The sequence below is a fragment of the Phaeobacter sp. G2 genome (assembly GCA_025163595.1).
In the GTDB taxonomy this organism is placed as follows: domain Bacteria; phylum Pseudomonadota; class Alphaproteobacteria; order Rhodobacterales; family Rhodobacteraceae; genus Pseudophaeobacter.
In genome coordinates this window covers 2,519,256-2,543,084 of sequence record CP104100.1, presented here as the reverse complement: position 1 = coordinate 2,543,084, position 23,829 = coordinate 2,519,256, and the positions used below count along the sequence as shown (strand labels likewise).

At 53.9% G+C, this 23,829-nt stretch carries 20 protein-coding genes, 1 tRNA gene and 1 pseudogene; 4 read left to right on the top strand and 18 right to left on the bottom strand.

The window, feature by feature from the left end:
- Nucleotides 1-78: 78 nt before the first annotated feature.
- From N1037_12120 to N1037_12105, 4 genes are all read right to left on the bottom strand, one after another.
- Nucleotides 79-615: a GNAT family N-acetyltransferase gene (locus N1037_12120; GenBank protein UWS78034.1), complete on the bottom strand. Its 537-nt coding sequence runs from the start codon at nucleotides 613-615 to the stop codon at nucleotides 79-81.
- A gap of 217 nt (nucleotides 616-832) precedes the next feature.
- Nucleotides 833-1,102, bottom strand: coding sequence for a 50S ribosomal protein L27 (rpmA, locus tag N1037_12115; protein ID UWS78033.1), 270 nt, complete (start codon nucleotides 1,100-1,102; stop codon nucleotides 833-835).
- 11 nt (nucleotides 1,103-1,113) lie between these two features.
- Nucleotides 1,114-1,662: a 50S ribosomal protein L21 gene (rplU, locus tag N1037_12110; GenBank protein UWS78032.1), complete on the bottom strand. Its 549-nt coding sequence runs from the start codon at nucleotides 1,660-1,662 to the stop codon at nucleotides 1,114-1,116.
- A 275-nt stretch (nucleotides 1,663-1,937) separates the two neighbouring features.
- Complete coding sequence (locus N1037_12105) at nucleotides 1,938-2,789, bottom strand: DUF2059 domain-containing protein (GenBank protein ID UWS78031.1); 852 nt, start codon at nucleotides 2,787-2,789, stop codon at nucleotides 1,938-1,940.
- Between the two features lie 122 nt (nucleotides 2,790-2,911).
- On the opposite strand from N1037_12105, the gene N1037_12100 reads away from it, so the two are divergent.
- Nucleotides 2,912-3,001, top strand: a tRNA-Ser gene (locus tag N1037_12100).
- A 350-nt stretch (nucleotides 3,002-3,351) separates the two neighbouring features.
- On the opposite strand, the gene N1037_12095 is transcribed toward N1037_12100, so the two are convergent.
- The 6 genes from N1037_12095 to N1037_12070 form a co-directional block, all read right to left on the bottom strand.
- On the bottom strand, nucleotides 3,352-4,308 hold the full coding sequence (locus N1037_12095) for a tyrosine-type recombinase/integrase (GenBank protein UWS78030.1): 957 nt from the start codon (nucleotides 4,306-4,308) through the stop codon (nucleotides 3,352-3,354).
- Between the two features lie 487 nt (nucleotides 4,309-4,795).
- Nucleotides 4,796-5,236 (bottom strand): hypothetical protein, encoded by a 441-nt coding sequence (locus tag N1037_12090; protein ID UWS78029.1) that lies wholly within the window; start codon nucleotides 5,234-5,236, stop codon nucleotides 4,796-4,798.
- 71 nt (nucleotides 5,237-5,307) lie between these two features.
- Nucleotides 5,308-5,724 carry a hypothetical protein gene (locus N1037_12085; protein UWS78028.1) on the bottom strand — a complete coding sequence of 139 codons (417 nt, stop codon included), beginning with the start codon at nucleotides 5,722-5,724 and terminating at the stop codon, nucleotides 5,308-5,310.
- 442 nt (nucleotides 5,725-6,166) lie between these two features.
- Nucleotides 6,167-7,504, bottom strand: coding sequence for a hypothetical protein (locus N1037_12080; protein UWS78027.1), 1,338 nt, complete (start codon nucleotides 7,502-7,504; stop codon nucleotides 6,167-6,169).
- Nucleotides 7,501-9,438, bottom strand: a complete 1,938-nt coding sequence (locus N1037_12075; GenBank protein UWS78026.1) for a site-specific integrase — start codon at nucleotides 9,436-9,438, stop codon at nucleotides 7,501-7,503. Before N1037_12075 ends, N1037_12080 begins: the two co-directional genes overlap by 4 nt.
- A gap of 268 nt (nucleotides 9,439-9,706) precedes the next feature.
- Nucleotides 9,707-10,078, bottom strand: coding sequence for a helix-turn-helix domain-containing protein (locus N1037_12070; GenBank protein UWS78025.1), 372 nt, complete (start codon nucleotides 10,076-10,078; stop codon nucleotides 9,707-9,709).
- 205 nt (nucleotides 10,079-10,283) lie between these two features.
- On the opposite strand from N1037_12070, the gene N1037_12065 reads away from it, so the two are divergent.
- The 3 genes from N1037_12065 to N1037_12055 all read left to right on the top strand — a co-directional run bounded on the left by N1037_12065 (nucleotide 10,284) and on the right by N1037_12055 (nucleotide 13,233).
- Complete coding sequence (locus N1037_12065) at nucleotides 10,284-11,258, top strand: hypothetical protein (GenBank protein UWS78024.1); 975 nt, start codon at nucleotides 10,284-10,286, stop codon at nucleotides 11,256-11,258.
- A 42-nt stretch (nucleotides 11,259-11,300) separates the two neighbouring features.
- Nucleotides 11,301-12,464, top strand: a complete 1,164-nt coding sequence (locus N1037_12060; protein ID UWS78023.1) for a hypothetical protein — start codon at nucleotides 11,301-11,303, stop codon at nucleotides 12,462-12,464.
- Nucleotides 12,465-12,600: 136 nt separating this feature from the next.
- On the top strand, nucleotides 12,601-13,233 hold the full coding sequence (locus N1037_12055; protein ID UWS78022.1) for a hypothetical protein: 633 nt from the start codon (nucleotides 12,601-12,603) through the stop codon (nucleotides 13,231-13,233).
- A gap of 92 nt (nucleotides 13,234-13,325) precedes the next feature.
- Here the strand turns inward: N1037_12055 and N1037_12050 are convergent, their stop codons facing one another.
- The 8 genes and pseudogenes from N1037_12050 to N1037_12015 form a co-directional block, all read right to left on the bottom strand.
- On the bottom strand, nucleotides 13,326-15,569 hold the full coding sequence (locus tag N1037_12050) for a helix-hairpin-helix domain-containing protein (GenBank protein ID UWS78021.1): 2,244 nt from the start codon (nucleotides 15,567-15,569) through the stop codon (nucleotides 13,326-13,328).
- Complete coding sequence (locus N1037_12045; protein ID UWS78020.1) at nucleotides 15,566-16,000, bottom strand: restriction endonuclease; 435 nt, start codon at nucleotides 15,998-16,000, stop codon at nucleotides 15,566-15,568. The genes N1037_12050 and N1037_12045 overlap by 4 nt, the downstream gene beginning before the upstream one ends.
- On the bottom strand, nucleotides 15,997-17,826 hold the full coding sequence (locus tag N1037_12040) for a DEAD/DEAH box helicase (GenBank protein UWS78019.1): 1,830 nt from the start codon (nucleotides 17,824-17,826) through the stop codon (nucleotides 15,997-15,999). The genes N1037_12045 and N1037_12040 overlap by 4 nt, the downstream gene beginning before the upstream one ends.
- Nucleotides 17,816-18,634: an HNH endonuclease gene (locus N1037_12035; GenBank protein UWS78018.1), complete on the bottom strand. Its 819-nt coding sequence runs from the start codon at nucleotides 18,632-18,634 to the stop codon at nucleotides 17,816-17,818. Before N1037_12035 ends, N1037_12040 begins: the two co-directional genes overlap by 11 nt.
- Nucleotides 18,635-18,643: 9 nt before the next feature.
- Nucleotides 18,644-20,269, bottom strand: a complete 1,626-nt coding sequence (locus N1037_12030) for an ATP-binding protein (protein ID UWS78017.1) — start codon at nucleotides 20,267-20,269, stop codon at nucleotides 18,644-18,646.
- Nucleotide 20,270: 1 nt separating this feature from the next.
- Nucleotides 20,271-20,747 (bottom strand): very short patch repair endonuclease, encoded by a 477-nt coding sequence (locus tag N1037_12025; protein UWS78016.1) that lies wholly within the window; start codon nucleotides 20,745-20,747, stop codon nucleotides 20,271-20,273.
- A gap of 13 nt (nucleotides 20,748-20,760) precedes the next feature.
- A pseudogene (gene dcm / locus N1037_12020) lies at nucleotides 20,761-21,819 on the bottom strand (DNA (cytosine-5-)-methyltransferase).
- 947 nt (nucleotides 21,820-22,766) lie between these two features.
- A complete protein-coding gene (locus N1037_12015; protein UWS78015.1) occupies nucleotides 22,767-23,828 on the bottom strand; it encodes a methyltetrahydrofolate cobalamin methyltransferase in 1,062 nt (353 codons plus the stop codon).
- Nucleotide 23,829 lies beyond the last annotated feature (1 nt).

Here is a 23,829-nt window from a genome sequence, read left to right as displayed (position 1 = left end):
ATTAGCTCAACGAGCCCCCTGCTGGGGCCCGCCTATTTGTCTTTGACGTGCCTTACCTGAAAGCGCCAGCCGCGCCAATCACAGTTTTCGGCTATAGGTCCAGGTGGGCACATTTGCATTGCGGCTGACCGAGAAACTCTCGGCGTCGCCCAGATAGTCAAAACCGCAATGGATCAACACCCGCGCCGATGCCGCATTATCCTGAAAGACAGAGGCAAACATGGCGTCATTGTTCAACGGGTTCGCCTGGACCAAGGCTTCCACCGCCTCTGACGCCAGGCCGGTATTCCAGAACAAGGGCGCAATCCAAAAGCTGACCTCAGAATGGTTTCGGTCCATCTGTTTAAGGCTGATGATCCCTTTCAGGTCCTCACCACCATCCGGCGTGCCATCGATGGCCCAGATGTCCTCTTCCTGTTTGCGCGCAGCAGCACGAGAGACATAGGCCTCAACCGCGCCGGGGGGCATAGGATGCGGAATAGAGGGGGTCATGCGGGCCACGCGCTCATCACCCATATACAGGGCAATAAGGCCGCTGTCGGCCTCCCGTAGCGGGCGCAGCACAAACCGGCTGGTTTCAATAACCTGCTGATCTTTCACATTATCCAAACTCATATCTCTGCTCCTTTTCGCAAAGAAATCGGAAACGACGGCGGGTTTGCCAGATTGAACGCAACCAGCTACCAGCAAGGCCATGCCCCCAAAAGATGTGGGGCGGCTGGTCGTTCATCAAGGCGCCAATACAAAACAATACAGACGCAACCGCGCCAAATAGAAAAAGGGACCGGCTGTCGCCGATCCCCTGATTTTTCAAAAACCTTGTGGGTTCGGTTTACTCAGCGGCCTCCGCCACTGGGAGAACCGATACAAAGGTGCGGCCTTTCAGGCCTTTGTGGAAGGTGACAGCACCGTCAGTCACAGCAAAAATCGTGTGATCTTTGCCCAGACCTACGCCTTCACCCGGCCAAAACTTGGTGCCGCGCTGACGAATGATGATGTTACCTGCGATGGCCGCTTGGCCACCATAGAGTTTCACGCCGAGGCGGCGACCCGCTGAGTCGCGGCCGTTACGGGAGGAACCACCAGCTTTTTTATGTGCCATTCTGTCTCTCCTTAGCCTTTAGCCAGATCTTTGGCCTGTGCAACCCACTCGGGTTTCACTTTGACCGCGTCAATACCAGCAATGTCGTCATCCGACAAGGCTGCGATCTGGGCAAAGCTTGTCAGACCAGCTTCAACCAGCTTTTTGGCGGCGGCAGGGCCAACACCAGTCAGCTGTGTCAGATCGTCAGAACCGGCTGCAGCAGGCGCAGCTTTGGCGGCGGCCTTAGGGGCAGCTTTGGTTGCGCCGGAGGTCAGGATCTCGGTGATCTTGATCAGGGTCAGCTTCTGACGGTGGCCCTTGGTGCGCTTGGAAGAGTGCTTACGACGACGCTTCACAAAGTGAATGAGCTTTTCGCCTTTGATCTGGTCGATCACTTCTGCCTTAACAGCAGCGCCATCTACCAAAGGAGCACCAACCACGGGGGCATCGCCACCGAGCATCAGGATTTCGTCAAACTGGATTGTTTCGCCAGCATCAGCAGCCAATTTTTCAATGCGGAGGATATCGCCCGCTTGAACTTTGTACTGCTTGCCGCCAGTCTTGAGGACCGCAAACATATGCGTGTTTCCTTTATCAACCGCGTCCTTTGGTCCCCTATTGGGCGTTTTGGCCGTTTGGCCACCTCGAACAGCGCGCCCCGGTTGGGGGCCGTATTGCAAAATGAACCCGGCACAGAGAATCCGAGCCGGGATGGCGCATTTGCCCGAAAACACCTGCCCCTGTCAACCCATTATAACCGTGTCTCAGTCGATGTCGCCAAGTCTCACTACCGAAGGTGATAAATCACGGTTTGGCGCGCGGCCAACACCCCGCCAGACACCCGGGCTGGCGGCTAGATATCTTCCCCCTGGCCCAGCTCTTTCATACGAAAAGCCAAAGCTTCAAACCGGTTGGCGGTGATTTCAAACTGTACCGCGTTGAGCAGCTCATAGACCTGCTGCATCAAAGGCGTTTCCAGCGCCTTTACATAGGCTTCCACCTCCGCCTCGCTAAAACCCTGATAGGTATAGGCCGAGGCCGCAAGGTTAGAGGCCCGCAGCGCAATGCGCATCTCCGCTTCCTGTGCGCGCTGCAGCGCGCGCAGGCCTTCGCCATCCAATTGCAGCTCAATGACGCCAGCAGCATTGGCGGCCATCAGAAAGCGGAATTGGATCTGCTGGATCGACTTCACCCCAGACCCGGCCGCATCAATCGCCTTGCTCATCCGGTGATACAGCGCAACACGCGTGCTGCCGGATTTAACAAGATCCGCAATGATGCGCTGACCGGCGATCTGTTTGGCCTCCCCCTCTTCAACCAGATGCGAGGCGTTTTCAGCCACCACCAAGCGCTGGCCCAGGTCACTGGCATAAAAGGCGGCCGCATGGCTCAGGGCCTCATCCTCCAGGGTCTCGGTCAGAATATCGAGAGCCAGCTCGCGCATTTTGTCCTGATCAAACACCGACTGAGACAGCCGCGTCCAGTTTGAGCCAAAGTCCCCAGCGGACAGCCCCAGCATCTGCGGCGCGTCCCCGGCGGATAGCGCGATACTGTCCAGAGCGACATCAAACCCTGTCACCTCAAGAAAAGCCGCAACCTTCCCCCGTTCAGCGGCCTGTGCCGCAGGCACCAAGTGGAGCGCCAAAAAACCAAGGGTAACGGCGGCCAGCGCCAGGTGATTAAAGCGTTTTGCAATCTGTCTCATAGGTGAAATCTAGGCGAAAACTGTGCCAAAACAATGAAAAAATGCCATTCTGAAAAGAAGTTGAAAATCCCCCTTGCACTGGGCCGCATTCAGCCTTAAACGCTCCTCCACCAGACCCCCGCGGAGAGGTGCCGGAGTGGTCGAACGGGGCGGTCTCGAAAACCGTTGAGCCTTCACGGGTTCCCAGGGTTCGAATCCCTGTCTCTCCGCCATAAGCTTTTGATTTAATTGTATCTATGAGCCTCGACAGCACCCTGCATGTCAATCCTGTGAATAGCAGGCCCGTCATACTATGCCGTGTTTCCGCGCCACTACATGCGCCGACTATGCCGTTCCATCACAGAATTGGATCTGCCAGCCAAGTGATTGACCACCCCAAAAACGATGAAGCCCCACCGTTTCGGGCAGGGCTTTCATCAATCTGTTCCGGTTGGTATCAGAGGCCGACGTTGCCGTCAGAATTGGCAATCACCTGCTGCTCCTGCGACAGGTATCGGAAGTAATAGCGCTCGGTTGTCTTCACCGACCCGTGGCCGATGTACCGCTGTACGCGATAAACCGACTAACCTTCTTTTAGGCGCTCTATGGCAAACTTGTGGCGGATATCGTGGAGGCGGGCACCGAACTCGGTCTCTTGGGCATAATCCCAGAACAGGTTGGCGGCGCTACGATAGTAGCCATCCTCGGTCTTATTCCAGAAGATATATTGCGAGCGATTGGCGCGACGGATCTTCAACAGAATGTCGACCGCCTGCTGTCGCAAAGTTATGGTCCGGATCTTGCTTCCTTTCGTGTGTCGCAAGGTCAGCGTGACATGCCCTTCGACGGGATTCTCCATGCCTTTCAGATCTGCCCATTTGATCATCGACATCTCTGCAACACGGCCCCCTGTCGCATCAAGGAAGGCAGGAAAAAAGCAAAGGGTTCCAGGTGCGCGCCGACCCAGCTTTTTGATAGCCTCATCGGTGGGGAGAACGATGTCCGGCAGCCTTTCCTTCATTCCGGTCTTCTCAAATTGCAGAATTGGATTCGTTTCGATCCAACCCAGGTTTTTGATATGGCTCATGAGATGGTTGAAAGCGGTGAGGTCGCGATTGATTGTCGAGATGGAAGCGCCCGCATCTTTGCGCATGGCAACGAATTCCGAGATCGATTTCAGGTCGATTTCCCACGCCCCGGCCAGCTCGATATCCTCGCCGCGCTCCTCAAAAACATCCATCAGTGTCACCCCGATTTGGCGCAAGCTGACTTGATAACGTTTGCGGGTGTTTTCCGACCATCCATGAATCGGGTCGCAATGCTGGAGGCTATCGTAGAAACTTGTGAAACCGGAATGAAAGAGCCAATCTGTCTCGCCGCGCTCTGCCTTCTTTTTCAGTTCTTTGATCCGGTTTGCCGCTTTCTTTTCCGCGGCCCTTTTAGAACTTGTGCGAAGGGACTCTCGGTATTCCTTTCCGTCGATAGAGACCCGGAGGTAGTAATTCTTGCTGTTTTTGGGCTTGTAGATGTTGACTGCCATTGGTTTCCCTTAGTGATCCATAGAGCGAGCAAGTCCTGATCGAAGGTCCATATCTCGCCGTGTTTGACTGCGCCGGGGATTTTGTCCTTCGACGCGAGATCGGTGATTGTCCGACGCTTCAATCCCGAGAGTTTGACAACTACGCCGACCCGCACCCGCGGCTTCATGTCGGCCAAGGCGGGTATTGCGTCTTCGAATGATTGCGGTGATGCTTGATTCATATGTCTGCCGTCGCGCTGTAGCCGCCAAAGATCTCGGCGGTAGGCCCTTCTCGCGACCTTGTTGCTGTCGAAAAGGAAATTGGGTTCATCTCTCTTCGACGAGTCGCGAAAAACGGTCAAATCCAGTGACTTTCTTCACCAAGAGAGTGTAATCAATTGATTCAGAATAATTCTTTTATTGCCACAAGATGACGCCCCCCCCCGTGGCTGAGACGCCCTCTGGCCTCGGCAATGGACAACGAAGGCGATCTCAGCAATTTTCAGCGTCATCCACCGAAGCGCCGATTTATGATGCGCTCAGCCGTAAGGCGATGCTCCAACACCAGAAGCATCGCGCGAAGAATGCGCAGATTGCCGAGGCATTGTGAGATCTGAGCGCCGCGCGAGGTCAGTACCCTCTCATTTACAACGGTGCCAATCGCGCCCTCTTCAGGATCGTTGCGTCCATGAAAGACTGGCACGATTTCCTGGGTTTCTTGATCGAGCTTCCCGTCGAGGATCAAAATAACTTGATCAAGACCTTCGTAAGCATCCCGGCAAAGAAGCTTGCCTTCGGAAAGCGTGTTCATCAATTGGCGGATTGCATGCTGATTATGCACCGTCCCGGCAACTTCCGCCGATGTAGCCAAATCCGTGAGATGCTTGATTTTTTCGAGAGTTCGCGCGCAGAGCTCCTCAAGGGGCATTGTGTGGAAAAAGTTTGTCATGACCTACTCCCGGTCTTGCCGTGGCTGAATGCCAGGGCTTCAAGGCGTCGGCCGGATGGCCGACGGAAGGATCATGCCGCAGAGAGATCAAATATCTCGCGTTGAACGACGTCGCAGGTCGGATGCTCATCGGCAATTGCGACGAGCAGGTCGAAGAGCCGGTCAGCCACGAGACAGACCTCATCGACACTTGGGTCCAGAAGCTCCACCGCCATGAAAAACGCGGTTTCCTCACGCTCTGGATCCCCGACAAAATCCAGCATGAGCAACCTGTGTAGCCAGATAAGCTCATGCTTGAGTGCTTTGGAGAGCACCGCGCTTTCGGCGATATTCGAGTAGAGCCGCAGGCAGCGACGATGCGCGGCCGGCCCGCCGAGCATTGCAGCGGCGTTCAGCATTGCGTCACCGTGTTCACGGAAAAAATCTTTGGTTAGTTCGAGCGCGCGGTCACCGCCCGCAGTGCGGAACAGAACTGATTGAATAGACATCGGATACCTCTTAGTTGCGCCGCCCATCATGGCGATCAAGACCCCGGGAGAGCCTCCTTTTGATTTTCGGGGTGGTTTCGCCGGTGTTCAGGTAGCAGCAGAGAGTTTCACGGCCGGCGAGTTTCTTTATCTCTTCTGAGGCACTGCATTTTTGTCTGCCGCGCTCTCGCAAGAAGGGGCGCGGCCGACAAGAATGCTGTCCGATCTAATTTTTCATGTTTATGCAAGATTTTCTGTAAGCCGTTCTCTACGGTCCTTCACCGATTTGTGTCATTTTAGACCCGCAGCGATAGCCAGGCTGGGATGGAGAGATGGTTGAGAGAAACTGAAACAACAGCGGGGATTGCTAAGGACGGTGTCATTTTACCCAGTAGGCATATCATCGACACCTTTTGTCCTGGAAGTCAGGCAAACTAAAGATCGAGGATGATCGTTCTTGTTGCTACACTGCCTGTGCGATTTTCTTCCGATCTTTCTGCCAAGCAAGGACTGCGGCCTCGCTTTTGCACTCAATTGAGTATTCATCGCCGGCTTCAAGCGTCCCGTGGTCGAGATGTGTCGCGATGACCCGCGCGGCAATCTCCGGATCGTGCCTGCGCATGTAGTCAGCGGCGAGGGTCCGCAGATCGTGCGAAGGTACCCCGATTGCAGTCTTGACCCGTTCACTCGGCCATTTTTCAGACTTGGCAGCATCGGACAGTGTCAGCCAGTTCTTGCCGACGAGCTCTCGGTAACGCATGTGGATCAATCTGCTTGGCCGACCGCACAGAATGAGCTCATCAAGGACTTCACCGATCTCAGGCCAGAGTTCCCCGGCCTCTGTTGTCCGACCGGTCTTTCCCTGGTTCCACACGAGATGCCAAGACCCATCCCTCTCACGCCGCAGATCACTGCCTATGGACCAACGTGACATGTCGCCGGTCCTTGCGGGTTTGTTCATGTCAACAGCACAGCACGCGACAGTCTGCAGCAGCAGTTCCTTGCGCGCTGAATGATCCGGCAGCAGATCGGCTTCTAAAAGCAAATCACCGATGACTTCGGTAATGTAATCAAATCCGCCCTTTCTCATCAGATCGTTGATCCGAGCGACCTTCAGCTTCTCACCTAATTTCGCCTCATCTCGGAATGCCTCACGCATGTAACGCATGCCATCGAGATCCTCCGCACTGACGCCGCCAACTTTGCCGAGAGCAATCAGACCCTCGAGGTAATTTGCGATCGTAACCGGCCTGATGTCCGCCTCTCCGGCCTTGAAAGCCTCTCCGAGGCAATATGCGGTATAGAATGTCAGGCATTCCTGCGCGCCGCCCGCATTGACGATCTGGGCGCAGCGGGAGATGGAAGCGACATATCGCTTTCTGGAAGAGCCCTTGATCCGGGCCTGACGGAGAAAAGGATACATGGCCTGCCAGGATGGTGGCCATGATGCGATGAGCACTTCCTCGGAAGGCGCGCTTTGCGATTGGTCGGGGGCCTTGCCTGAACGCCGCGAATACCATTCCGCCCGCACCTGGCGGGCCGCCGCCGTTGAGACATCGGGCGCGTACCGGTCGAGGGTCCGTAGCAGCGTCCCAAGCGTGCTCTCGGAGGACGTAGCGGCCCGGAAGCTTTCTGCTCCCGGGGCTTCGATCAGCTCATGGCGCACCTTTACGATAGAAAAGAAGCGCCCGATAACGGCAGCCGCGCCTGGCGCGAGACTTTCACGGTTCTCGATCATGTCGTGCCGGATAGAGGCCGGAACCGGAGCAAGGTGTTCCTCGATGGTTTTCCTCCGTGTCATTTGGCAAGTTTCCTTTTCATTTTTTTGAATATATCGGGGTGATGCGCGAGGAGCGCCTGACGCACCTCTGCTGCGGCGGCTTGACCGCTGTCACATCCATAGTGCTTTCTGACGGTGTCTTCGGTATCCCCGAGAATTGAAGCCGCCTTTGCGTAATTGCCCGGCTCCAAGGCAAGGACGAGCGTGGCGACCGCATGGCGGCATTGATGAGGCGTCAGCCCGAGTCCGAGTTGAGCATCCCCAAGCGCCCACATTTCGGCCATCGTTGAAGGCGAAACGCAGCCTGCTGGAAGAGATAGCTTGTCTTTTACAAGGCGGGGCGACGCCTTCCCTGGAAAAAGATACGGGCTGTCTGGAATTTCTCTCAACTCAACAAAGCGGGCACGCAGTTCATTTTGCCATTTCCAGAGGATCTCGGCATCATTGTCCAAGACAGTGATAACCACCTTGATGTCATTCTTGATTTCTCCGGGCAGAAACGTGATTTCAGCCTTCTTTCTGTCCCGGATCCAAACAATGTTGCCGGGAACGCCAAGGACGCCCCGATGGCGCACCCTGATAATGTTGGAGGTTCGCAGCGGCCGAGACAGTTGGATCGCTTGCATTGCGGCCGTCGCATAAAGGCGCAATGCACGGTCCTCGGCGTCCTCATCCGAGTTTGCCTTGGCGCGTTCAATATCCGCCGTCGCCTGGTCGGCGAGTACATAAGGCCCGCGCACAAATTTAGCGGCAACATGTGGGTTGTCGCGCAAGACCTTGCAGGTATGTTCGGCATCCTCAGTCATCTGCTTTGGCGTCACGATGTATTCCCAATAGCTGATTTTCATCAGGTCGATGAGTGCGACCATATCCGGGCGGCACAGACCATGGCCTGCAACCGTCCGCAGGTTTGTCAGGCGGCCGTTTAGCGTCTGCGATAGTTTCGGATCCTTCAGTGTCAGTGAGCTTGTCGACCGCCGGATTTGGTCTTCGCAGACAGCCTCCAGATTCTCCCGTGTCATGAGGTCAGCCAGGGTCGTCGCGGCTCCGGACCTGCCGCGATCATCAACCGCGCGCCAAAGCCACGTCACCGCATTGCGATAACCCGAAAGGGCTGCGGTTGGATTTTTGATCTTTCTGCGACGAACCTTAGCATATGCGTTGACCTCGGCCAGGACAGCCTCAGGAGCCTCCCCCGCCTCGAGGCGTTCCTTGACCTTCGCCGCCCGGTCCTCCGGTTTGGCAAGTGTCTGCTGGAACACGTCTTCAATATTTGCACGCAGAGTTTCGGGAAGCCACGACCATAGAATTCGACGCGCGCGATCCGGTGAGCCGGGTACCTTGAAGCCAACAGACGGCAAAAGTTCGCGAACCTCGGGAAGAACATTTTGCAAGGTGATGAGCTGATTGATCAGCTTTATTCCCTTGATAATCGACTTCCTAATCTCCGGAGTAGCTTCCCCGGCAACGCGGTCTATCTCTTGTTGGGTAAGGCCGAGAGGGTTGGTCCGGCAACGCGCGCGAAGAGAGAACAGCGACTTGTGCCTGCCCGTCGTAAAGAACGTGCCGCTGGCAGTGAAGCCTTCATTATCTGCGACCAAGGCGATCACGCGATCCCAGTCTTCGCGCCCAATCTGTGGCGTGACCATTGCATGGGCCTCGTAAAATCGAACCAGCAATGCTCGAACGCGGGAATTACCACGTCGGCGGGCTTTTTCCGGATACTTCGACTTTGAAACGCCGCCGTAAGATGTCGGCGCGATTATCTTGTCAAAGTGAACCAAGTCGGCCGGTATCAGACCGATATCATCGTCGATCATGTTCATCCGTGCCGGAATTTTGTTGAGTTCGCGGATTGCGTCGTAGGATTCATCGTTGGCCTCTGCCCAACTCAGAACCTCACCCAACCAATATTCCTTTGCCTGGCAAATCGAAGCCGTTGTATGCATATTCATTTTTGATCTCCTCATCGCGAGGCAACTGCGCGACGCCTTCGCAAAGAAAGGCGCGGCGCAAGGGCCTCTTCATTTCATTGTGGTTTCAGGAATTTGGAGATCGTGCCCGGAGGAGCGTTTTGCACATCCTGTCGCGATTTTTTTGCTTTTTGCATTCACGCCCACCAACATAACGCCGATTTATGTTTGGGGATGTATGTGCGGCTGACAGTGTAGTGTCGCTCGTGTCCGAAAATCCAATATGCTATCTGTGCGAATGATAGGGACTTTAGATATACCAATCTTCTGCAAGGTCGAATTCGAGATTTGCATTTATCCAATCGCGGGCGTCGTCGGGATTGACGCGCACACTGCCGAATACGTTCCGAGTTGGAAGGCCATCCGCAATCATTCGTTCGATGCTCTTAACGCTATACCGTAGCTTCTTGGCGACACTCAATTTGCTCATCAAAGGCTTACGGTATCGTGCAAGGCGTTGCCCCTTGGGCATAGGCCCCTTCTCGCATGCCCAGACATCTTCCCAGGCAAGTCGATATTGTCGATTGATGCGCTGAGCGCGTAGCTTGCCAGTTTTGATCTGGTTTCGGATCGTCCCTGCCGTCAGAGCAAAATGTTCCGCGGTATCTTCGACAGTCAGCATGTTATTCTCCCTTGTTGTGATGAAATGGAATTAGTCACCGGGACTGCTCATTCAAAATTGAAGCAATGGTGGGGGTATCCTATCAAAATATATCAATTGAGCGCCCCCACCATTGCTGGTCCGACACCGCATCGGATGTCGCGACAGATTGCATTTTGAAGCGACTATGCTGGGGACAATATCCTTCCCAACAGAAGGATATCAAATGAAGCAGACACATCACTTTCCCGCCGATCACGGCATTCCGGCATGGCAGGAGCCGTCGCTGGCACGGCGTGAATTGCAAACCCGAATGGAGGCATTTGTTCGCAACGCCACGGAAGGTGAAATTACAGATGGCGAGGACTGTCCGGCACTGACGCTCAAGGTCAGCGCGGGTGTCGGCAAGACGAGTACGGCCCTGCGCTTGCTGGCAAAGCATGGCCGGGCTTTACTCAACCGGGGCCACATACTTGTCTATGTGCCGACTTTGGCTCTCGCTGAACGCGCTGCGGCAGATTTGCAAGAACTTGACGGTGCCCTGCCGATTTCCGTCATCCGCGGGCGTCTCGCTTCCAACCCGATATCTGGAAAACCGATGTGCGAGCGCCCCGATCTTGTCGAGGCCATAACCAACCTCGTCCCATCCGTGACACAAGCACTTTGCCGCGTGCAACGGGGAGGCCAATTAGTCGAGGCTCCATGCGCATTTGACTGCCCGTATCTCTTGCAGAAAGACGCTTTAGGCCCGAAGATTCATTTTCTGTCGCATAGCTACCTTGAGGCCTACACTCCCGTCGATCGCGATACGCCCACGGCGTTCCGGATCATCGATGAAAAAGTATGGCCAATCCTCTGCTCGTCCACAGATATCTTCGTCGAAGAATTCCTGCGCGCACCGGAACCAGGTTACCCGCGTGAACTTTTCTCTGATCTGCTTATCGCGAAAACTGGCATCGTCACGGCGCTGCAAAATGGATCGGATGTTCGGAACCTTCTCATGTCCCTTGGGGTCAACAAAGACAAACTTGAATTGCTTTCAAAAGGAGAAACCGCATCCAGAGAAAATCTCGATATCATGCCGCAGGACAGCATCGCGCGGGTTGAGTTTATGGTCAAAAGGTATGATCGGTTTGCGCTGTTTGCGTCACGAAAGAGGCAGGCGTTGTTCGACTTACTCGCCTCGGAGGAGGCGCTCTGACCGAACAGGCTGACTCTTGAGGATCAACCATGCTCATCCGGGATGCGACAGATCATCCGGGTATATAGGGTCACAAAAATCAAGCGCGACGCGCCGCTTCTCATGATCGACGCGGATGCAGATGAGACGATTGCAGAAAGGTTAGCGCCAGGAACCGATTTCGTGAAGATTGAAACCAGGCCACAAGCCCAGGTCGTCCAGATCTCCGATCGAACATTGTCTGACAGCTGGTTGCTCGATACTTTGGCTGGCACAGTTCGCAGAGCAAAGATCCTCGCGATCATCGACCGTGAAGTCGCCCGAGCCGATGGCAGCGGCGTCCTCGTGGTGGCGACAAAGTCAGTACTCACAAGGCTTCACGAAGATGCTGGGCAGCCGGTGGGTGACAACCTTGATGACGATCTTCGGCGGGATCTGATCGGCGCAACGCCGCGCTGGTTCGGCCCGAAGATGCTTGGTGTCAATGATTACGAGCGCTATCAGACCATTGTGATCGTGGGTCGCCTACAACCCGGAATCCACGATATCGAGAAGCAAGCCCGTAGCCTGTTTTGTGATACCGAAGAACCGCTTAGGCAATTCACAGGCGGTCCACTTCCAGAGCAGGAGACTGCCCGGATATGGCAAGACGGCTCCTTGCGGGCAGCAAAGGTTCGATCACATCCAGACCGGCGGGTTGAGGCAGTCCTGCGACAGACTCGTGAGTGTGGGACCCTGCAAGCGATCGCACGGCTCCGCCTTGTATCGCCCGACCAGCCCAAGCGCGTTGTTGTTCTGTCCAGCATGCCGCTGCTTAATCTTCCGATCTCAAAACTAACCACTCTCGACGCCCTTTATCGCGACCTTGAAGATGAATCGGATCTTACAGGGTATCTTCGTATGGATCGTGCCCTGCGTGCAACCATGGGTCGTCCGGTCTGCGGGACCCGAGTTTCGGCCGTCGGCCTTGCAGCCGATTTATCAGAAGATTTCACCAGCGTGAACGCCGCCAAGGAATTTCGGCGGGGTCGAAAGACGATCGACGTCCTGAACCTGATCGGTCGCATTGCTACGAGATATTCATGGCCGATGACGCGCATCGAGTTGTTCCGGGATGCTCACGGTGGGCGCGCCACGCCTGCAGTTGTCTTCGCGCCAAGTAGTCGAGCCCTGTCGCAGGCATCATGCTTGTGGCCCGGCTTCGCCGCCCGCTTGGCCCCACCATAAAAATAATGAAATTTTCAGCGCATGGAGTTTTTGTGCCACCGCAAATGAACCGATCTTACTTGTATCGCCCCGGCGTTAGGTTTCCGAAATAAAGTTTCCGAAACCTTTTCAGAAACCACACAGGAAAGGAAAATCAGTGTCAGCAAAAAACAAAGGCGGCCGCCCTCGGAAATATACTGCAGAACAGGTGGAGGACGCAATCGATCGGGTCGAAGCTCGTGGTGATGTCGCCGACGGAGCCTCTGTGAAAGAAGTCATGCACGAAGAACTCGGCGTTTCGCCCGGCATTGACGTGACCATCCTCGATGCCGAGGTCCAACGCATTTCCCGCGTCAGAGCCGAAGAAAAGGCAAGGTTGCTGGAGGCTAAGCTCCCTGCCTCGGCGAAGGATGCGGCGGTCGGCGTCGGCAACGAGGTTGCGAGTGCCGTGACGACTGTGCTTGCCGTGCAATTTGATCAATTGAGCATGGAAAGCCAAAAACGAGAGGCAGAACTCGAAGCCGATCTGCGCGTATTCCGCCGCCGTATACTGGATCTCGAAGCACAGATCGTCGAGCATGAGGTATCACACGCAGCCCAGGAGGAAAAGAACCATGATCTTACAAAACAGTCTGCGGCCAAAGATGTGGTGATTGCTGACCTAAATGCACAAATCGCCCAGTTTGGTAATGACGCTGACCTCGAGGGCAGGTTTGTTGAGATTGTCAGAGGCTTTCTCGCAGGAAATGTGCAGAAAGCCTTTGATCATGATCTGAAGCCCCCGGCATAGGCTCGACATGTTGATTGTCACTGAGAACTGCCCCGGTATTTTCGGCGAGATTTCGGAAGAGACACAGCCGGTTCTCGGTGATACCTCGGCTTTCAGTGGCTTCTTCGAAAGCCTCGAAGGAGAATTCTCTGCGGAGCGAAGTCCTCGACGTCTTCTTCCTCCTGAATGTCTGGGAAACCCCGAATGTCGTGCTTGGCTGTCTGAGCATCGGCCGACCACAGTTTGGTGTACCGACCAAGCCTGCCCATTGGGTATCCGGTTACGATAGCAACAATGGCAGGCAGATACGGCGAGATTTGTTCTTTTTCGATTTTCCATCCGGTAGCCAACAAGTCTGAGGCGAAGCTTGTGTCACCATCGGCCATTTCAAAGCACTCAGCGACAAAAGCCCAGTGCATCAGGAATGCAGCACTGAGGTGCACCGTGGATATTGAAAGGTTCTGGCCAATGTACACATCCCTCAGAAAGCTCAACAGATCCGTTTCTATGCGTTTGATCGATGAGCCGTAACTGCCCAAGTCTAAAGCAAGAGCCTCGGTGGTTGGCCTGTCCAACAGTGCAACGGAAGAGCGCCGGGTGAAGACATCCGCTGCATGCGCCGAAATTTTCCGAGAGTCCAAAACGGAAGCGGTTGTCGGAATTATACTTTCGAGGAAGCACAGCGGATCATTTACATCGAATATCGGAAGCAAGGCCACTTCCACCAAATCCGTATATTTCCACCAATCGACCAGCCCATCAGGATAGGTGCACTTGGCCAGCATCCGAATGCTGTCATACACACGGCGGGTGTGCGAGTTGTCTGAAGCAGATAGGGTTCCACTCTTTATCGCAGTTAGAAACTCACCAACAGTCGCATAGCCCTGTTCTTGAAGTGCCGCTGCCGATTTGTGTACCTGAAGTAGCTTCAAGGGGAGCTCAACGACCGGGTGATCGCCCTTTTTGAACGGGGTAGTGTCAAAGAGGACCGATGACTGAAACTCCTTCCCGGCCGCAAGCTCTCCAGTAACAATCGCAGTTACAAGAGGCAGGGCGGATGCAAAATCACGCCTCGGTACGGACCACGCCTTTTCAAGACCGTTGACAAAATCAATGAAGGAAATGTCGTCATCCGATTCTGAAAAGTACTCAGCGGCAGCTTTCCATGGTTCTGAAAACTCCGGGCGGAATCTGTAGGACGCATTTGCGTAGTCATCATGGATCAGTGCGTTGGCCAGACGTGTTAGGATTTTAGCTTCTTTTTGTCTAACCCTTTCCCTTGTCACCTTTTCAACGAAAAGATCGCTGACCGCCTCAAGGCTCAGCCTTTCCTTGGGCGGAGCCATGACCCTGTTTACGAGAATGATACCATCCTCTTCGCTTTCGCAGATCTCAAAGACGCTTTTTAGAACCGCAGGGAGGTCGGCAAGGATTTGGGAGAAGCTGCCTTTTTGAGGTTCTTCAGGGAACAGTCCAACGTCCATTCCCTCGCAGTAAGCTTCCCAGTCGATCGATCCATCCGGGTTTTGGGATTCAGCAAGCGCCGTCAAAGCCCGATCAATCCGGTTGGTGGTTGTCTTTCCCATGCTGGGAATATCCAAAAGTGCTGACTGCGGGGCTGAGGCAAGATCTCCAATGGTTTCCAGACCGCTCTCCATAAGTTTCTTGGTTTTTGGCCCAAGGTGAAGGCACCCGATTGTCAGTCTCCGAGCCTGTTCACTGAGAACCAAAGTAATTTCAGGTTCTTCCTGTGAGGGGGCGCCCTTAGGATGCCTGGACACCAGTGGATGCAACGCAGCGAGACGAGACAGGACGGAACTGTCTGAGCGAACATCCTTTGCCAAAGAAAGAAGCTGCTTCCAGAATGCCGCCAACTTCTTGGCTCCCAAACCAGAAGGGAGTGGTGATATGCCGATCCTAAGTGCATCAAGCAATTCTCCAAAACTATTCAAGCCCTCCCTTTCAAACATTACACCAGCGTTTCCGAATGACTTTCTGTTGACCGCAAACAGTGGGTTCTCCGAGTTAATACCGGCGAATTCAGGACAAACAAAAAAAAGTTCATGGAACCCGTCATCGCACCCCTCGTAGTATTCAATCCAGTCTACACTGGCTCCATGGACACAGGAAACAAGTCTAAGTAAGTTGGCAAGGAGCGCTTCCTTTGCCTCTTGTTGTAAAGTGGCGGAGGAAAGTGCGCTCTCGAGATCTTCGAGAACAAAGTAACCATGGCTTTCGAGCAGAGTGCTCGTTCCGGGCGACAAATGAAGGTGTCGATGGCTCATTCGCGTTGGAATGGCCAGTTGGTGAGGTTTGTCTTTGAGCAATCCTTGCTCCGTGTCCTGAATAAAATTCAATGAATTCTTCTCCATCCTCTCAGCACAATTCGATTGGATGTCTCACCCGTGACTGCGTCAGAGTGAGAATTTGTTATAAGCCGTAAATTGAATAAATTCTGGCCTTCGTCCTTGGAAAGCTCCAATTCGTCACCGGATTTTGCCCCAGACCGTCGCAGATACCCGGTCAAACAGGTAAGCCTGAACTCATTTCGGGTGCCTTTTTCGTCGTGGAGTTTGTTGTTGTAATAAACAAACTGCAAATCAACCTCCTCACCGTGTTCATCAAGACAAGATATCGTTCTCCGAGGGTTTTTTGTTGCGGGATCCAGTTCTCCGAGGAATGCCCTGAACTCGTGGTCCGCCTTGGGAATGAGCATTCCGGATTGGTGGCTCTTCGTCTCGCCGGCATCATTGGCGCTCAGGGTTTTTCTGTAAGTCTTTTTCGTCATGGTAATTGCGGCCTGATGTTCAGTGCATTCTTCAAGTCTTCATCATCTCTTGTAGACACCGGGGTTATCTCGTTGCCCATTTTGTTTTTCCAGGCCGATCGATCAAGCATAATCCTTTCGACAGTATCCTCGTAATAAAGGTGGTAAATAGTGACCGGCAGTGTCTGCCCTCTTCGGTGTGCCCTTGCGCTTGCCTGAGCTTCCAAAGCAGGGTTCCAGACTGGTGTCATGTGAATGACGACGGTCGCGGCAGTGATGTTCAAGCCTGCTCCGGCAGCCTTCGGGTTCAACACCAAAATGGCCGGGCCCTCCTCGGCAGAGAATTCATCGATTATGTCTTGTCGGTCTGCTTGCGGTGTTCCTCCGTTGATTGCTCCCCAATAGGCGTCAGAAAGGTCGGGAGCCGCTTGCTGAAGCAAATCCCCGAGACGATTGAACAGGGCGAAAACCAAGACTTTCCGGCCTGTCGCGAAAGCCTCTCGGATCAATCGGACTGTTTGCTCCATCTTGGTGTTGATCAGCGGAAGATCTACAACTTCAACGATGTTGGCATTTTCGGTGTCGGTGTCAGTGACATCGGTGCCGGATGCACGTAGCCAAGGGTGTGCACACACCAACTGCAGCTGCAGGGTGGCGACGAGCGCCCCGGCGACTGGATATTTCTCCAGAGTGGCTTCCCGTACCGCGTTGTAATGCTCAACGAGAGCACTCTCCATTTCCAGAGGCATCTCGATATCTATACGCTCTGGAAGATCGTCGGCTACGTCTGCGATACGACGTTTCAGCATGACCGGTTCGACGATTTTTGCGACTTCTGCCGCCGTCTCGATCCCATCAGGGAAATTGGCCTCAAAATCAGACAATGTGCCGAGAAGACCGGGAATGGCGAAGTCGGCCAGTGACCATAGGTCCACAAGGCTATTTTCGACAGGAGTCCCTGTCATGGGAACAGTCCGGGCGCGAGGAATGGTCGCAACGCAATTCCTCCGGCCGGAGGCCGGGTTCTTGATAGCCTGAGCCTCGTCACAAATTACCCAAGACCATTCAAATGCGGAAAAAATCGCGACGTCGTTCACCATCGTGTCATACGTGGTGATAACTACCTGAGCACTCTGCAGGCCGGTGAACACACCTGTTCGATAGGCGCCGCGGTGAACGAGGGTCGACAGGGAGGGTGCAAATCTTTCGATTTCTCGGACCCAGTTCGCAATAAGGCTGGTAGGGCATATGATCAAAGCCGGTGAATGCTCTGGAGGGGGCTCCTTCACGAGCAGAGCAATGATTTGCAGAGTTTTCCCAAGGCCCATTTCGTCTGCGAGGATCAATCCTCCGTGAGCTTGGACGGTTTCCCACATCCAGGCTACGCCTTTGGCTTGGTAAGGGTACAATTCAGCATTTAAGCCGGGCATTTTCAGCACGTCTGGATATCGGGAAGCGGATTCCGATCCCGATTGCCCCGCTGCATCGGTGAGTTGGATGCTCAAGGAACCATCCGATGAGGCGATGTGCTGGCGGAGCTCTCCGTATCCAACACTTCCGTCATGATCCACGTCCATGGAAGCTCTCAGCAACTCCAAAGCATCATGAGGCAACGGGCGAATGGTCTTGTCATCAAGAACCCAGTCGAATTCATTGCCGAACGCAAGTATCAGTTTTTCTTTACCTTTTACTGTTCGGCGCCCGGCCATTTTTGCGACGAGTTTCCCATCTTCCTTGTCGATGATGACCACTGGATCAAGGACACGATCACTCAAACGAATGCCCTCTGGGAGAGTATCCGGAAGATCAACATATTTTTCGGGAAGTGAATTCACATCAGTGCGCATTCGTTTCCATCATACTCGTCAGTTCTTCGATTGAATATGGCGTGAGGCGCCGTGTATGGACTGCTCGGTGGCAATTCGGGCAAAGAGGAACAAGGTCCGTGTTTGGATCGTAGCGCTTCTCCTCGGACAACTGAGATACTGGTTGCAGGTGGTGTACCTCGAGAATTTTGCCCGAAGCCCCATATTTGAATTGCGGTTTAAACCCGCAGCAAAAGCACTTGTGGCCGTGCACTCTGAGGCACAGGAGCCTGTTTCTCGGGTTTCTCTCTCGCTTTCGAACAAGCGCGAGGGTAAGAGCTCCCTCCAATTCTCCTTGCGTGTCCTCAGGGACTATTTCGTCGTAGCCAATCAATTCCGCCATTGCAGCCATAAGGGGCACAATAACTTCCTGGCATGTAGCGACGATCGCATCACTGCCCCCTGCCGTGGTCTCATGTCTGAGGGTGGCTGTTATCGTGAAACTGCCATCATCAACCGTCCAACATTCAAGGCTCTGACCAAGAATTTCCACGTTGGCGTCAACTCTGATGCTGGTCAGGAGGGATCGTGCCAGCTGGATGTCTTCCGCAGGAGCTTCGGAGATTTGCTTCAAAATCTGCCTTGAGAAATTCCCGAACCGAAGTTGCACCTGATGAGCTTTCAGACCGTGAGGGCGGAGTTCGACAATCGGCCCCTGTCGTTTTTGCAAATCTTGGAACCAAATATCCAAACCCGACCGCATGCCAGAGGCCACGATGCTCAAAGCGACAGACGCACCCGTACCTTCGCTCAACTCAGATGCAATCAGGTCTGAATATTCTTTCAGCATTTGAAAACTCTATTCGTTCTCAATGTCGTCACCGTTCGGTGTGGTCACGTCGCGCAAAAGCTTTCTCAAGTTTGAGGAAATCTCTTCGCGAATATCTGAAAAGATCGGATCCAGTTCTGCGTTGGTATTGTTCTGCTCGGCTGCAGTGAAGGCCCAGAGCAGAAGATCCATTCCCTGTACGGAATAGCCGCTGTTCGCTGCTCGAAGGTAGATTTTTTGGTAGTAGTCGTGGTGCTTGTTCAACAATACTGCGCCAACATGTCCCTCGGCCCCTGAGCTCCTATAGCTGGGTTCCCACAGGTCTCCTGATGTGATCGTGTCAACAGCTTCAATATAGAGACTGCCAGGTTCGACATTGTTTTCAACCTTCTGGCGAATTTTGATCTTCGGTCCTCGATTGTTCGAGATCACTGCGCTTTGCGTGTCCGGATCCGCTCCCTCTATCGTTGCTTGCCGCGTGTTTTTCGTGCCCTCTACCGTGCGGTTCGCAGACGTATGATCGACCTTGGCTTTCGCTGCGGCTTTCTGGGCTTTCTTTCGGTATCGAAGGTTTGCTTCCCGGCGCGCTGGTCCAAGAAGCTTTTCGAGGTATTCGGAAAGGGCCGGGTCAAAAAGAACGCGGGATTTCTTCACGTCGATGTGAAACGCTTCATCCAGTTCATGTCCAAAATCAAATTCAATTCGTAGCAACGACATATGTGGATCGAGACCGCCGAAAACGCTGAGCCATCCACCGCTACTGATCAATCGGCCTTCCCTGTAGATGTAGAAGCCCTGGCCCCTGTTGGTTATGCGGGCTTGGGTCTTTTCGTCGTCGTTCAGGTCGTCGCGGTGGGGGAGAATCCATGCTGCGACCGAAGCATTGTGTGCACTCCCGTCTTCGACCTGAACCTCCATTGCCTGTTGTTTCTCGGCAAGGACCTGTTCCGAGCGTACCCGGAAAAACGGATCCCATGGCTCGACATTGGCGCCATCCACAGAAATCGTGATATTCCGCTCTCGGGTATCGGCTTGATCCAGAAAACGGTGATAGATCTCACCTACGTGTTTCTGCAATCCCGCAGAGAGACGGCCAATTGCAGCTTTTTCCTTCGCACCACCGGGTTCGTCATAGTTCTTTGAGAGGATCCTGTCGCATTTTGACCAAACGACGAGTGTACCACTTCCTTCCCCACACAGCTCTTCGAAGGCTTCTTCCTCATCGACTGTCACCGGCTCCCTGCTCATTTCCCAGATTCTCGATGATTCGACATGATCAAGGTCCCAGGAAAGCTTACTCAGACCATCATCGGGTGAGTTTCTTGAGATCAGTGTGAATTGGCGGCAGACGGAACTCGAGGCCGTCTTCAATCCGAGGCCAAACTTGCCAAGGCTTTCAGGATTTTCACGCTCGGGGGCCCCGTAGCGCATCGCCTTGAATACACCACCGGCATCCATACCGGAACCATCATCGCCGAAATAGACAAGTTTTCGTCCGTCCTGCATCAAATCGATGCGAACATTGATTTCCTGAGCGCCTGCAGCTACTGAATTGTCTATGATGTCAGCCGAAGCTGTCCGGAAGTCATAGCCTGTATCCCGTAGACCGTTGATCAGCCTCGGGGCGTCTGGTTCGTTAATCAGTTCGTTGCTCATGTCAATCACTCTTTTTTGTGTTCTGATTTGTTATTGAATGACTTGCCCGCCATTTGTCAGAAGATATTTCTGCAAATTTTTCACGGGACTGCAACCACTCGGAGATGCGGTCGACAAGTTTCTCAACCGGAGTTTCGCGAGTTGCACATTCCCAAATAACCAGAACACGCCAGCCGCTATCAATAAGACTTTGAGCTGCAGTCTGATCGCGCTTTCGGTTGGAGAGAAGCTTCCCTTCCCAGAATTCACGCCGTGTCTTGGGCAACTTGAAATATCGGCAGCCTTCATGCGCATGCCAAAAGCACCCGTGGACAAAAATCGCTGACCGGTACTTGCTCAACACAAGATCGGGTTTTCCCGGGAGTTCCTTTCGGTGAAGTCGAAAACGATATCCACAGGCGTGAAGTGCGCGCCTGACGACAAGTTCAGGCTTTGTGTCCTTGGGCCCGATCCGCGACATCATCTCTGATCGGCTCATCGGGTGCCGTGTGTTATGCACGACTACTCTTTCTTGGCCTGATAGCAACCGTGTTCGTAAGCCACGGCTCCAAGGCATTCGCGATCGCTATGGCGACTGGAGCGGCAACTGCGTTCCCAAATTGGCGGTAAGCTTGGGTATCCGAAACGGGAATGATCCAGGGCCGATTATTGCCTGGTCTGTCAAACCCCATCAAACGTGAGCACTCCCGAGGGGTCAAGCGCCTCGGAATGTCTCCATCCTGCTCAATCAGGATTTCTGAACCGTCCTTGTGATACCTTGCGGACAGCGTTCTGGCGACATCAGCAGGCCCTCTCAAGCCGAAACCAAATCCATTGCCCGCAGCTTTGTGCTTTGCAGCGTATCTCTGAAGATAATCCCAGAGTTTGGGGGTCAAAGTATATTTTTCAGACACTTCCGCAAGCGAGCCAACCGTAAAAGGGGATTCTGCGATTTCAGATCCATCTTCAGGATGAAGGATATCTTTGAGAATGGGTTTGCGGCCTTCGGGGATCTCTACATCTTCCATCGTAAAGTTGGTCGGAAAGTCTCTACGGAAACCAGAAATGAAAATTCGTTGCCGATGTTGAGGAACCCAACTCTGGGCATCAATGACTCGATAGTCGACATCGTAGTCGAGTTCATCCAATGCATGCAAAATCACACGCATCGTATTTCCCTTGTCATGGCTCAGAAGGTTTTTCACGTTCTCGAGTAGAAATGCCTTCGGTTTATGGTGCCTCAGAATGCGTACGACATCGAAAAATAGCGTGCCTTGTGTTTCGTCGGCAAAACCATGGGCTCTTCCCAAGGCATTCTTCTTTGATACCCCAGCGATTGAAAAGGGCTGGCATGGAAAGCCCGCGAGTAACAAGTCGTGTGCCGGGATGTCTTCTTCACTGATCGCTGTGATGTCCCCTTCGATTTTGTGGTCGTCGTCCGGGAAATTTGCCCTATAGGTTTCTTGTGAGTATTTGTTCCACTCGGAGGTAAATACACATACTCCTCCGATTGATTCAAAACCGATCCGGAGGCCGCCGATTCCGGCAAATAGATCAATAAAACGAAATGATTCAGTGGTTTTATTCATTCTGCTCGCCGCGCCGTATATTAGAAGGTATGCTCCACGGACCACGCTCTGACGGGGCCGCACGGCAAGTGTAGCTTAGCTATAAGTATGCGACAAGCTTAAGCCATCACACAACAGTTATGAACGCCACCTGTAAGGTTTCAACAAATGGACGTGTTTTCGGCGGGGCTGGGCGCGCTCGGCTTGCGCGCCACAACCGAGCCGCGCGGGCAGGAGCCGGAGCAGTATTGCGAGGTTGTTTGCGGTTATTGTCATGATGAACCGCGAACGGACGCGCTCAAAGCCACGATGCATTGTTTGGGCCATGCCGCCGATGGCTATCGAAGAGTATTGCTTAGAATTGAATCATGGTCCGTTCGGCGAATATGAGCCGATAGCCATGCGACCCAAGCTCTCACTCCGCCGCTTGTCCGACTGTTTTCACGTGAAAGGTCGACGAACACCAGCCGTTGGCAATCTCAGGCCTTTCATTCGTAATGGGAGCTATGCCGTCCAACTATGCCGCCCTGCCCCGCCGAGAATGCCGATGCCGCGCATCTGGATCGTCGAAAACCCAATAAAATAAAGCCTTTGATGCACCAGCATAATCGGAAAACGGTCTCGAAAACCGTTGAGCCTTCACGGGTTCCCAGGGTTCGAATCCCTGTCTCTCGGCCATTTTCCCTGCATGTGAAAACCGCCTTTAACACCATAAAAAGAAGGTGGTTTTGGTGTTTATGCTGTCTGAGATCTCTTCCAAGTAATTTGCTCTGTTTGGTTCAGTCGTCCGACCGGGCTGAATTATCTCAGTCGCCCTGTTACTCTTGTCTCTTGTTGGCAGATCTGCGCTCACTCTTTCTGCTGGCTCGCCCTCGCAAGGCTCAAAAGAAAAGGCCGGGTTTCCCCGGCCTCATTTGTTGGTTCCAATGTCGCTAGGCAGCTGGCATGGCTTAGCCCCGGCGGCGACGCCCGCCACCACGACCACCGCGACCGCGGCTTTCTTCACCCTCTTTCAGAGGCGCCTTGTTAAACTTGATCCATTCGCCACCGTGTGGGTCATTGTTGGTCAGGAAGTTGGCGGCGCGGATGGCTTCCATTTCCTTGCCTGCGCGGGGCTTCATCGAGCCCAGGCCAAACATGGTGACAAAGGTTTCATCATCCATGTCTTCGGGCAGAATGATGCCAGCGGCGGCGACTTCTTCTTTTTTGGCTGCCAGAGCTTTTTGCGTCACGGGCAGGCCTACAGGATTCATAATCGCCGAGGTCATGCCCGCACCCATCGCCATGGGCAGGAAGGCATTGTTGATGCCGTGACGGTTTGGCAGGCCAAAGGAGATGTTGGAGGCACCACAGGTGGTGTTAACCCCCAGCTCTTCGCGCAAGCGCCGCACCAGAGCAAAAACCTGCAGGCCGGCAGTCCCCATGGCGCCAATTGGCATCACCAGCGGGTCAACCACGATGTCATGGGCGGGAATGCCAAAGTCGGCAGCGCGCTGCACGATCTTTTTTGCCACCTCAAAACGTACATCGGGATCCTCAGAAATCCCGGTGTCATCGTTGGAGATCGCCACAACAGGAACGTTGTATTTCTTGACCAGCGGCAGGATCTGTTCCAGGCGCTCTTCTTCGCCGGTGACAGAGTTCAGCAGCGGGCGACCTTCGCAGACCTCAAGACCGGCCTCCAGCGCGCCAGGCACCGAGGAGTCGATGCACAAAGGAACGTCAACAAGCCCTTGAACCAGTTCAACGATCTTCCGCATCAGTGGCGGCTCTGTCTCATTGGGGTTGGGGTTGGAGTTATAGACAACACCCGCATTGATATCGAGCACGGTTGCGCCAGCCAGTACCTGCGCCACAGCATCTTTTTCAACCGTGGAGAAATCACCGGCTTCCAGTTCTGCTGCCAGTTTTTTGCGCCCGGTGGGATTGATCCGCTCGCCAATAACACAGAAGGGCTCGTCAAAGCCCATAACGGCTGTTTTTGTTTTAGATTCGATAACCGTACGGGTCATT